This window comes from Glaciibacter sp. 2TAF33, assembly GCF_052114945.1.
Lineage (GTDB): Bacteria > Actinomycetota > Actinomycetes > Actinomycetales > Microbacteriaceae > Cryobacterium.
Genome location: NZ_JBFRFS010000001.1, coordinates 190,602 through 201,379, shown reverse-complemented (window position 1 = coordinate 201,379; position 10,778 = coordinate 190,602). Strand labels below are relative to the sequence as shown.

Genomic DNA, 10,778 nt, shown 5'->3' with positions numbered 1-10,778 from the left:
CGCCGGGGTGTCGCTTCCTGTGCCGCGAGCCGCCATCGGCCCGAGTGTACTCCGCACCACCCATCGGCTGCGAGCCCCCGCCCGCGCGTAAGCTCGAGGCATGGTGACGTCGCTGTTGCGGATGCAGGCCCCGATCGAATCGACTGAGCTGAACGACGCACTCGCTGGCATCACCGAACGGCTGGGCCTCACCCGCAGCTTCCCGCCCGACGCCCGGGCCGAGGCCGAACGGGTCACCCGCCACCCCGACCTGCCGGCCGCCGACCGTACCGACGTGCCGTTCCTCACCATCGACCCGCCCGGATCGACCGACCTCGACCAGGCCATGTTCATCGAACGCCTCGGCGACGGATTCCACGTGCTGTATGCGATAGCGGATGTCCCGGCTTTCGTTTCCCCCGGTGGCGCGGTCGACGCCGAGGCACGACGACGCGGCCAGACGATCTACGCCCCAGACGGGCGGATCCCGCTGCACCCCACCGTGATCAGCGAGGATGCCGCTTCACTGCTGCCGGACCGGGTCCGGGGTGCGTTTGTCTGGGACCTCACGCTGGACCACACGTCCACCGTGACGCGTGCGGCAGTGGCGCGGGCACGCATCCGGAGCCGGCGACAACTCACCTACGCCGAAGCGCAGGACGCCATCGACACGGGTGCGGACGACGGGGGCGGGGACGGCGCCGGGCACTCGACGCTGGCGCTGCTGAAGGAGGTCGGCCTCGGCCGGATCGCGCTGGAACGGCAGCGTGGCGGCGCCAGCCTCCGTATCCCGCATGTGACCATCACGGAGGACGATGGCAGCTACCAGCTGATCCGGCGGAGCCCGCTGCCGGTCGAGGACTGGAACGCGCAGATCTCGCTGATGACCGGGATGGCCGCCGCGGACCTGATGCTGGGGGCGAGGATCGGGATCCTGCGGACGCTCCCGGAACCGGAGGAGCAGACCATCGCGGGGTTCCGGCGCCAGGCCGCCGCGCTGGACCATCCCTGGCCCGACAGTATGCCGTACGGGGAATACCTGCGCCGGCTGGACGTGGAGAACCCGAAGGACCTGGCGATCATGCACGCCGCCGGGTCGTTGTTCCGCGGCGCCGGCTACACCGCTTTCGACGGCTCGGTGCCCGCCAACGGCAGGCAGGCAGCCGTCGCAGCGCACTACACGCACGTCACGGCGCCGATCCGGCGGCTGGTCGACCGCTTCGCGCTGGTCGCGTGCGAGGCGATCAGCGCGGGCGAACCGGTTCCCGGCTGGGTGCGGGACGCACTGCCGGCACTGCCCGCGGTGATGGCGTCGTCAGACCAGACCGCCGGCACCGTTGACCGGGCCGCCCTGGACACCGTCGAGGCCGCCGCACTCTCCTCACGCGTCGGCGACATCTTCGAGGCCACGGTGATCTCCGGCGGCAACGGCAAGGGCATGATCCAGCTGACCGATCCGGCGGTGACGGCATCGGTGGTCGGCGCGGCCCTGCCCGGGACCCGGATCCGTGCGCGCCTTGCCGAGGCGACCATCGCCACCGGCAGCATCCGCTTCGAGGCGCTCTCGTCGCCTGTGCCGCCCGCCTGATGGCCCGCGAACCTGCACTTGTTGGGGTTATAACCCGCTCATAACCCCAACAACTGCGGGTTCGCGAAGGCCGGCGCTACCCTGAAGCGATGATCACCACCACTGGACTGCGTGCGGCCTACGACGACCAGCTGCGCACCGACGCCGAGACCCCGAGCGCGCTCTCGGTCACCCGGCACGGCCCGCTGCGCCTGGTGACCTTCGCGGGCGGGCGCGGCTTCGTCACCTATCGCGACCTCGGCGGAGCGGATGCCGACGCGATCCGCATGCTCGTGCAGCAGACGCTCGCCCACTTCCGTGCCGACCCCGGGATCAACCGGGTGGAGTGGAAGACACGCGGGCACGACCGGGCACCCGGCTTGCACGAGGCGTTGCTGGAGCACGGCTTCACGCCGGACGAGCAGGAGTCGATCATGATCGGCGACGCACGGGCACTTGCCGTGGACGTTCCACTGCCCGGGGGCGTGACGTTGCGCCGGGTGACCGGGGATGCGGACGTTCGCGCCATGAGCGCGATGCAGGACGAGGTCTTCGGTGACCCGCCGTCCGACGAGATGGCGAACGCCCTGCTGAGTCGGCTCTCCCGCGCTGATGGGATGGAGTTGTGGGTGGCCGAGGCGGATGCGCGGATTGTCAGCGCAGGCCGCTTGGAACCGGTGCGCGACACTCAATTCGCTGGGATCTGGGGTGGCGCGACCCTCCCGGCGTGGCGAAGTCGTGGAATTTATCGAGCGCTCACCGCGGCTCGCGCCCACTCAGCGCTCCGCATGGGCAAGACACTGATCAACAGCGACTCGACTGAGTACTCACGCCCCATCCTCGAACGGTCCGGGCTGGTCACCGTGTCGACGACGACGCCGTATCGCTGGCACCGCTGAGCGTTTGCACACGCGGGGTCGCCGATAGGCTGCCGGAATGAGTGCTGGCAGCAGTCGTCGGAGGATCAGCCCCACGATTGTGCTGTCGACATCGTTGGTCGCCCTCCTCCTCGCTGTGGTCATCATCAGCCTGAACATCCGGACGGATCGGCCCACGACGCTCGACGGAGTCACCGCGGAAGTGATCGTCGACGTCGATTCGATCAGTGCGACTCTCCCCGCCGGTGTCGTGACGGGTTCCGTGGACGACAGCACCGTCTCGGACTGTCCGGACGGGGGCGGCGGGCAGCAGGTCGCCGTGTCGCGGACGATGAACGTGACAGCCGACTTCGAGTCGGCGGCGTGGATCGCCCGGGTCACCAGGCAGTACGAAGACAAGGGCTGGGACGTCAGGCTGCGCACCCTGGGCAGCCGCGACCACGTCGAGCTGAGGCTGGTGGGCCAGCGCCTCCTGATCTACCGCGTGATCACCACCGGCCAGGAGGGCACACGCCAGGTGATCGTCCGGTCGGATTCCCGCTGCTCGGAGCCCGCGCCCGCCTGGGCCCCGTTACCCCAACCCCGCGAAAACGCACTTGTTGGGTTTATGACGGCGTCATAAACCCAACAAGTGCAGGTTCGCGGCACCAGTCAGGCTCGCGCGGCACCAGTCAGGCTCGCGCGGCACCAGTCAGCTCGCGCGGCACCAGTCAGGCTCGCGGCACAAGACAGGTTCGCGGGGCAGCGGATGCGCTCGCTAGCGGGCGTCGGGGTTGGCGGGATCGGCGGGCACGTCGTCGTCGTAGACGTCCTCGGCGGCCAGGTCTTCCTCGTCGTCCTCGAAACTGCGCGGCTTCACGTACGGATCGGCGTCACCGGCGTACTGCGCGGTCTGGGCGAGCTGCCCGACCTCGGTGTCGCGGTGGTGGGCTTCGAGCAGCAGGTCCTCGATCAACTTGGCGTTCTCGGGGATCGCGTCGGCGATGAATTCGATCGACGGTGTCAGCCGGGCCGTGATGTTCTTGCCGACCTCGCTCCGCATCAGGCCGGTGGCCGCCTTGAGCGCGGCCGCACTGTCGGCACGTTCCTCGTCCGAGCCGTAGACCGTGTAGAAGATCGACGCGTGCTGCAGGTCCCCGGTCACCTTGACATCCGTGATGGTCACGAAGCCGAGGCGCGGGTCTCGGAGTCCGCGCTCGAGTCGCTTGGCGACGATGACCTTGATCCGGTCCGCCATCTTGCTTGCGCGTGCCTGGTCAACCATGAGTAGCTCCTCTTATTCATTCGGCGCCGAGCCTGTCGAGACCCGTGTGATGGGATCTCGACAAGCTCGATCACCGGTGCAACTGGAGGGGCGGACCGGGTGCACCGCCACGCACACCCGATCCCCCGCGACCACGAGATCAGCCTCGCGGCTTCTCCTTCATTTCGATCGTCTCGATCTCGTCACCGATCTGGATGTCGTTGAACTTGCCGAGACCGATACCGGCCTCGAAGTCCGTCCGAACCTCGGTGACGTCGTCCTTGAACCGGCGCAGCGACTCGATGGCCAGGCTGTCCCCCACCACGATGCCGTCGCGGATGACGCGCGCCTTGGCGTTTCGCGTGATCGTTCCCGACCGCACGATGACACCGGCGATGTTGCCGAACTTGGAGGAACGGAACACCTCGCGGATCTCGGCGACACCACTCTGCACCTCTTCGTACTCGGGCTTGAGCATCCCGGTGAGGGAATTCTCAATGTCCTCGAGTGCCGAGTAGATGACCGAGTAGAAGCGCACGTCCACACCTTCACGGGCGGCACGTTCCCGCGCCTTGGTGTCGGGGCGAACGTTGAAGCCGATGATGATGGCGTTGTCGACGGTGGCGAGGTTGACGTCGCTCTCCGTGACCGCACCGACACCGCGGTGGATGATCCGCAACTGCACCGAATCGTCGACCTCGATCTTGAGGAGTGACTCTTCGAGGGCCTCGACGGCACCCGAAACGTCACCCTTGATGATGAGGTTGAGCGACTCGACCTTGCCCTCTTCGAGAGCACGGGTGAAGTCCTCGAGGCTGATGCGCTTGCGAGCCTTGGCCAGCAGGGCGTTGCGCTCCGCGGCTTCACGCTTCTCGGCGATCTGGCGGGCGGTGCGGTCTTCCTCGATGACGAGGAAGGTGTCACCGGCGCGCGGGACGCTGGAGAGACCCTGCACCTGGACCGGACGGGATGGAAGCGCCTCGAGCACGGCAACGCCGTTCTCGTCGGCCATCGCCCGGACCCGGCCGTAAGCCGTCCCTGCGACGATGGCGTCTCCGACGCGCAGCGTTCCGGACTGGATGAGCACGGTCGCCACAGCGCCGCGGCCCTTGTCCAGGCGGGCTTCAATGGCCACACCGCGGGCATCCTTGTTCGGGTTGGCACGCATGTCGAGGGCGGCGTCGGCGGTCAGCAGCACAGCGTCCAGGAGCTCCTGGATGCCGACGTTGTTCCGTGCTGACACGTCGACGAACATGACGTCTCCGCCGTACTCTTCGGCGACGAGCCCGAATTCGGTGAGCTGCTGGCGCACCTTCTGCGGGTTGGCGTCTGGCTTGTCGATCTTGTTCACCGCAACCACGATCGGCACGTTGGCGGCCTGCGCGTGGTTGAGCGCCTCAATCGTCTGCGGCATGATGCCGTCATCCGCTGCGACCACGAGGATCGCGATGTCGGTCACCTGGGCACCACGGGCACGCATGGCGGTGAACGCCTCGTGGCCCGGTGTGTCGATGAAGGTGATCGGGCGTTCGATGCCCTCGTGCTCCGCGACAACCTGGTACGCACCGATGTGCTGCGTGATGCCGCCGGCTTCGCCCTCGACAACCTTGGAGTTGCGGATGGCGTCGAGCAGGCGAGTCTTACCGTGGTCGACGTGGCCCATGACGGTGACGACCGGCGGGCGAGCCTCGAGCTCTTCGTCGGTTTCTTCTGCCAGTTCCTCATCGATGTCGATGTCGAAGCCGAGCAGCAGTTCGCGGTCCTCGTCCTCTGGGGAGACCATCTGGATCTTGTAACCCAGCTCGTCGCCCAGGATGCCGAAGGTGGCTTCGTCGAGCGACTCGGTTGCCGTTGCCATCTCACCGAGGTGGAACAGCACGGTGACCAGGTTGCCGGGGCTCGCGTCGATCTTGTCGGCGAAGTCCGTGATCGAGGCTCCACGACGCAGGCGCACAACGGTGCCGCCATCGCCGCGGGGTACGCTCACGCCACCCAGCGACGGGGCTTCGCGCAGTTCGAATTCCTGCCTCTTCGTACGCTTCGACTTGCGGGCCTTGCTCTTTCCGCCACCGCGGCCGAAGGCACCGGCGGTTCCGCCGCCCGGTCCACGACCACGGCCGCCACCGCCACCGGCGGGACGGGCGGGTGCGAAGCCGGGGGTTCCGGCGGGCGCTCCCGGGCGGAAGCTCGGTCGGGCTCCCCCGCCCTGGGTGGCGCTGGGGCCGCCGGGGCGCTGGAAACCACCCGGACGCTGGCCGAAGCCGGTCGGGCGCTGGCCCTGTCCCGGGCCGCCCGGACGCGGGGCTCCCGGACGGGGTGCGGGGGGACGTGGAATGTTGCTCGGGGTGGGGCGCTGGCCCATGCCCTGTGCGCTGGCGAACGGGTTGTTGCCCGGACGCGGTGCGGCGGGGCGCTGGCCCATGCCCTGGTTGCTGGCGAACGGGTTGTTACCCGGACGCGCGGCGCCGGGACGCGGGATGCTTCCGCCGGGCTTGGCGACGTCGCTCACCGGCGCGGCCGGCGCCGCATCAGCGGCAGCGGGTGCCTCCGCAGCAGGCGAGGCATTCTCGGCGGCGACCTTCTCGGCGGCGACGGCCTTCTCGTGCTCGGCAGCCTTGGCCGCGGCCTGGGCCTGGCGTTCGGCGACCGTGAGCGGCGCGGCCGGGACCGGTGCGGCATCCGTTGCCTCGGTGTGAGGCGCGGCGGCAGCGACCGGCCGGGGGGTCGGCTGCGCGGGTCCGGGGCGTGCGCCGCCGGGCTTCGCGGACGTCTGGGGCTTGCCGGCAGGCGCGGCGGCCTTGGCGGGAGCTGCGGCTGCAGCACTCACCCCGTCGGCTTCGAGCGCAGCACGGAGGCGCCGTGCAACGGGGGGCTCGACGCTACTGGACGGTCCCTTGACGAACTCGCCCATTTCTTTCAATTTCGCAAGGGCTACCTTGCTGTCGACACCGAGTTCGCTTGCGATCTCGTGTACGCGTGGTTTCGCAGCCACAATTCTCCTGTTCCGGGCCTGCACCCGGAAAGGGGCAGACCGTTAGTAACGGACGGGTCTCATTTCGAGCCGCTCATTAGTTATCCATTAGCCAATTCAGCCTGTTCTCTAGTTGTTTCGCGTCCAGTTCGCCGGTCACACGCAATGCACGCCCGAAAGCGCGCCGCCTGACTGCGTCGTGAAAGCACGAGGTGGTCGGATGCAGCCACGCACCTCGCCCGGGCAGCGTCGCGGTTTCATCCACCACTAATTCTGAGTCCCGGGCTACAACCCTCAGAAGTGAGGACCGCGGAGCGCGCGAACGGCATCCAATGCACGTTCTAACGGGTTCCATGGTACCCCTTATTCCGCGTCCTCCAGAATGCTGTCGGGCTGGATGTCGATTTTCGCGCCGGTGAGCTTCGCCGCCAGGCGGGCGTTCTGGCCTTCCTTGCCGATGGCGAGGGAAAGCTGGTAGTCCGGCACGAGTGCGCGAACGGCCTTGATCGACTCGTCGATCACGTAGGCGCTGGTGACTTTCGCCGGTGAGAGCGCGCTGGCGACGAAGGTGGCCAGGTCCGGCGAGAAGTCGACGATGTCGATCTTCTCGTTGTTGAGCTCGGCGGTCACCGCGCGCACTCGCTGGCCGAGTTCGCCGATGCAGGCACCCTTGGCGTTGACCCCCGGTTCGGTCGCGCGCACCGCGATCTTGGTGCGGTGGCCGGCCTCGCGGGCGAGGGAGACGATTTCGACGACGCCGCTGGCGATCTCGGGGACCTCCAGCGCGAACAGCTTCCGCACCAGCGACGGATGCGTGCGGGAGACCGTGATCTGCGGGCCTTTCATGCCCTTGCTCACGCTCGTGACGTACACCCTGATCCTCGACCCGTGGTCGTAGCTCTCCCCGGGAACCTGTTCCTCGGGCGGCAGGATCGCTTCGACGCTTCCGAGGTCAACATGGATCATGCGGGGATTCGGGCCCTGCTGGATGATCCCGGCCACGATGTCGCCCTCGCGGCTGCGGAATTCACCCAGCACCGCGTCATCCGCTAAATCACGCAGTCGCTGGTTGATGACCTGCTTGGCCGCGAACGCCGCAATGCGGCCGAAGTCGCTGGGTTCGTCGACCGCTTCACCGATGATGTTGCCTTCGTCGTCGTGCTCGGGGACGAAGATCGACACGTGGCCGGTCTTGCGGTCGAGGTGCACGCGTGCGCCCGGCTCCTCCGTGACGGCCTGCTTCATGTGCTCACCCGGGTGGATGTGCTTCAGGTACGCCGTCAAAATTGCCTGCTCGATGATCTGCGCGAGTTCCTCGAACGGGATCTCTTTCTCGCGCTCCATCTGCCGCAACATACTGAGGTCGATGTCCATGGCCGGCCTCCTCTATTCAAATTGTGCCGCCGCGAAACTGCGCAGCGGGCTCGTCTTCTACGGTACCCGAAACCGAGGGGCGCCTGCACCGCCCGGGCTGGGGATACGCTGGGCGCGTGAACGGGGATTCGGCGAAGGCCACGGCGAAAGAAACCGCGCAGAGTGCCGAAACCGCGCCTGTTGTGCGGTGGCTGGCGCGCGGCGGCGTCGCGATGGTCGGGCTGCTGCACATCATCATCGGGGCACTCGCGGTGAGCGTTGCGACCGGCTCAGGCGGCGGCGAGGCCGACCAGTCCGGTGCGCTGAACCAGCTGGCGAAGACCCCCGGCGGAACGGTCGTGCTCTGGAGCATCATCATCGGGATGCTCGCCCTCGCCCTCTGGCAGGTGCTGGAGGTGCTCCTCACCCGCCGGAAGGACGACACCCGGAAATGGGGGCACCGGATTGTCGAGTTGGGCAAGGGCGCGGCGTACGTCTTCATCGCCGCCACCGCGTTCACCTTCGCCCGCGGCTCGCACACCAGCACCCAGGACGCCACCCAACAGGCCAGCGGCGCGCTCCTCGGAGCCCCGGGCGGCATCATCGTGCTGGTGATCATCGGCCTGATGGTGGTCATCACCGGCGGGTCCTTCGTATTCCGCGGGGTCACCGGCAGGTTCGTCCAGGACATCCGGATGCCGCGCGAACCGTGGGGATTGATTGTCACGTGGCTCGGCGTGATCGGGTACGCGGCCAAGGGCGTGCTGCTCGGCGTGGTCGGGGCGCTGTTCCTGGTGGCGGCCTTCACCGTCGACCCGGAGAAGGCCGCGGGGCTCGACGGCGCCATCAAGACCATCGAGGCGTTGCCGTACGGCGGCGCCCTCCTCATCGCCGCGGGGGTCGGCCTGGTCGCCTACGGACTGTACTTCCTGGCGCGCGCCCGCCTGGTGAAGCTCTGACCCCCGCGACGCTCAGCCCAGGCGCGCCGTGATGTCCGCTACAGCGACCTGTTCCCGCTCGCCGGTGCGGCGGTCCCAGAACTCGACGATGCCGTCGGCGGCGCCCCGGCCGACGATCACGATCTTCGGCACCCCGATCAACTCGGCGTCGCCGAACTTCACACCGGGCGACACCTTCGGCCGGTCGTCGTAGAAGACCTCACGCCCGGTCGCCTCGATGGCGGCGACCACGGCCTCGGACGTGTCGAAGACGACCTGCTCACGGCCGGTGGCGATCACGTGCACGTCGAACGGCGCGACCGACTCCGGCCAGACCAGGCCCTTCTCGTCGTTGTTCAGTTCGGCGATGATCGCGAGGATGCGGGTGACCCCGATACCGTATGAGCCCATGGTCACGGTGACCAGCTTGCCGTTCGGGTCGAGCACCTTGAGCCCGAGGGCCTCGGCGTACTTGCGGCCGAGTTGGAAGACGTGGCCGATCTCGGTGCCGCGGGCCAGCTCGACCGGTCCGGAGCCGTCGGGGGCCGGGTCGCCGAACCGCACCTCTGCGGCCTCGACGGTGCCGTCGGCCTGGAAATCACGACCGGCGACGAGGCCGAACACGTGCTTCCCGTGCTGGTTGGCGCCGGTGATCCATTCGGTTCCGTCGACGACGCGCGGGTCGACCAGGTAGCGGATGCCGGTGCTCGACTTCTCGCCGAGTACTGCTCCGTCGGCCGACCAGGGTCCGATGTAGCCCTTGACCAGGCCGGGGTGCCTGGCGAAGTCGGTCTCGTTCGCGGCCTCGACCTCGGCGGGTGCGAATGCGACCTCCACCCGCTTGAGGTCGACCTCGCGGTCGCCCGGCAGGCCGATGATCACGAGTTCGCGGCTGCCGTCCGGGTTCATCAGCGCCAGCACGACGTTCTTGAGGGTGTCCGCGGCGTCCCAGTCGCGTCCGTCCGGGCGCGGGTGGTTGGCGTTTGCGCTGTCGACCAGGGTCTGGATGGTGGGGGTGTCAGGGGTGTCGTGGACTTCGGCCTCGCCGACGCCTTCCCAGCCGATGGACGGTGGTACCAGCGTGGTGAACGCTTCGACGTTGGCGGCATATCCGCCGGCCGAGCGCACGAAGGTGTCCTCCCCGACGGGGGTGGGGTGCAGGAACTCTTCGCTCTTGGATCCACCCATGGCGCCGGCATCCGCTTTGACGATCACGTACTCGAGCCCGAGCCGGGTGAAGATGCGTTCGTAGGCGTCGCGCTGGGCCTGGTAGCTCTCGTCGAGCCCGGCGTCGGTGTAATCGAAGGAGTACGCGTCCTTCATCGTGAACTCCCGGCCGCGGAGGAGGCCGGCACGGGGGCGAGCCTCGTCGCGGTACTTGTCCTGGATCTGGTAGATCGACAACGGGAGGTCCTTGTAGCTGTTGTACAGGTCCTTCACCAGGAGCGTGAACACCTCTTCGTGGGTGGGGGCGAGGAGCATGTCGGAGCCCTTGCGGTCCTTCAGCCGGAAAATGCCGTCGCCGTACTCGTCCCATCGACCCGTGATGTCGTAGGGCTCGCGCGGCAGGAGCGCCGGGAAGTGCACCTCATGGGCGCCGGCGTTCGTCATCTCCTCGCGGACGATGGTCTCGACCTTGCCCTTCACGCGCAGGCCGATGGGCAGCCAGGCGAAGATGCCGGGCGCCTGGCGACGGATGTAGCCTGCCCGCACCAGGAGGCGGTGGCTGGTGACCTCGGCGTCGGCGGGGTCTTCGCGGAGGGTTCTGAGGAAGTAGTTCGAAAGGCGTGTAGGCACCCGTCTACTTTAGAGCGCGCGCGGGTGCGGCCGCTCTGCGCCGTGGTCGGCC

Annotated in this window: 9 protein-coding genes; 4 read left to right on the top strand and 5 right to left on the bottom strand. The window is 68.1% G+C overall.

The features are described from left to right. Positions 1-100: 100 nt before the first annotated feature. The 3 genes from AB4Y94_RS01015 to AB4Y94_RS01005 all read left to right on the top strand — a co-directional run bounded on the left by AB4Y94_RS01015 (position 101) and on the right by AB4Y94_RS01005 (position 3,046). Positions 101-1,567 carry an RNB domain-containing ribonuclease gene (locus AB4Y94_RS01015; protein WP_441723875.1) on the top strand — a complete coding sequence of 489 codons (1,467 nt, stop codon included), beginning with the start codon at positions 101-103 and terminating at the stop codon, positions 1,565-1,567. Positions 1,568-1,656: 89 nt separating this feature from the next. Then, positions 1,657-2,445 (top strand): GNAT family N-acetyltransferase, encoded by a 789-nt coding sequence (locus AB4Y94_RS01010; protein WP_441723873.1) that lies wholly within the window; start codon positions 1,657-1,659, stop codon positions 2,443-2,445. A 37-nt stretch (positions 2,446-2,482) separates the two neighbouring features. Next, the gene (locus tag AB4Y94_RS01005) at positions 2,483-3,046 is read left to right on the top strand and encodes a hypothetical protein (RefSeq protein WP_441723871.1); all 564 of its coding nucleotides are present in this window, start codon (positions 2,483-2,485) and stop codon (positions 3,044-3,046) included. Between the two features lie 135 nt (positions 3,047-3,181). Here the strand turns inward: AB4Y94_RS01005 and rbfA are convergent, their stop codons facing one another. The 4 genes from rbfA to nusA form a co-directional block, all read right to left on the bottom strand. Further along, entirely contained in the window at positions 3,182-3,688 is a 507-nt protein-coding gene (gene rbfA / locus AB4Y94_RS01000; RefSeq protein WP_441723870.1) for a 30S ribosome-binding factor RbfA, read from the bottom strand. Positions 3,689-3,827: 139 nt separating this feature from the next. Further along, a complete protein-coding gene (gene infB / locus AB4Y94_RS00995; protein WP_441723868.1) occupies positions 3,828-6,659 on the bottom strand; it encodes a translation initiation factor IF-2 in 2,832 nt (943 codons plus the stop codon). A 76-nt stretch (positions 6,660-6,735) separates the two neighbouring features. Further along, complete coding sequence (locus tag AB4Y94_RS00990; protein WP_441723867.1) at positions 6,736-6,993, bottom strand: YlxR family protein; 258 nt, start codon at positions 6,991-6,993, stop codon at positions 6,736-6,738. A gap of 8 nt (positions 6,994-7,001) precedes the next feature. Continuing rightward, complete coding sequence (gene nusA, locus AB4Y94_RS00985) at positions 7,002-8,012, bottom strand: transcription termination factor NusA (RefSeq protein ID WP_441723865.1); 1,011 nt, start codon at positions 8,010-8,012, stop codon at positions 7,002-7,004. A gap of 116 nt (positions 8,013-8,128) precedes the next feature. On the opposite strand from nusA, the gene AB4Y94_RS00980 reads away from it, so the two are divergent. After that, positions 8,129-8,950, top strand: a complete 822-nt coding sequence (locus tag AB4Y94_RS00980) for a DUF1206 domain-containing protein (protein ID WP_441723863.1) — start codon at positions 8,129-8,131, stop codon at positions 8,948-8,950. Positions 8,951-8,962: 12 nt separating this feature from the next. Here the strand turns inward: AB4Y94_RS00980 and AB4Y94_RS00975 are convergent, their stop codons facing one another. Continuing rightward, complete coding sequence (locus AB4Y94_RS00975) at positions 8,963-10,726, bottom strand: proline--tRNA ligase (protein ID WP_441723862.1); 1,764 nt, start codon at positions 10,724-10,726, stop codon at positions 8,963-8,965. Between the last annotated feature and the right edge of the window lie 52 nt (positions 10,727-10,778).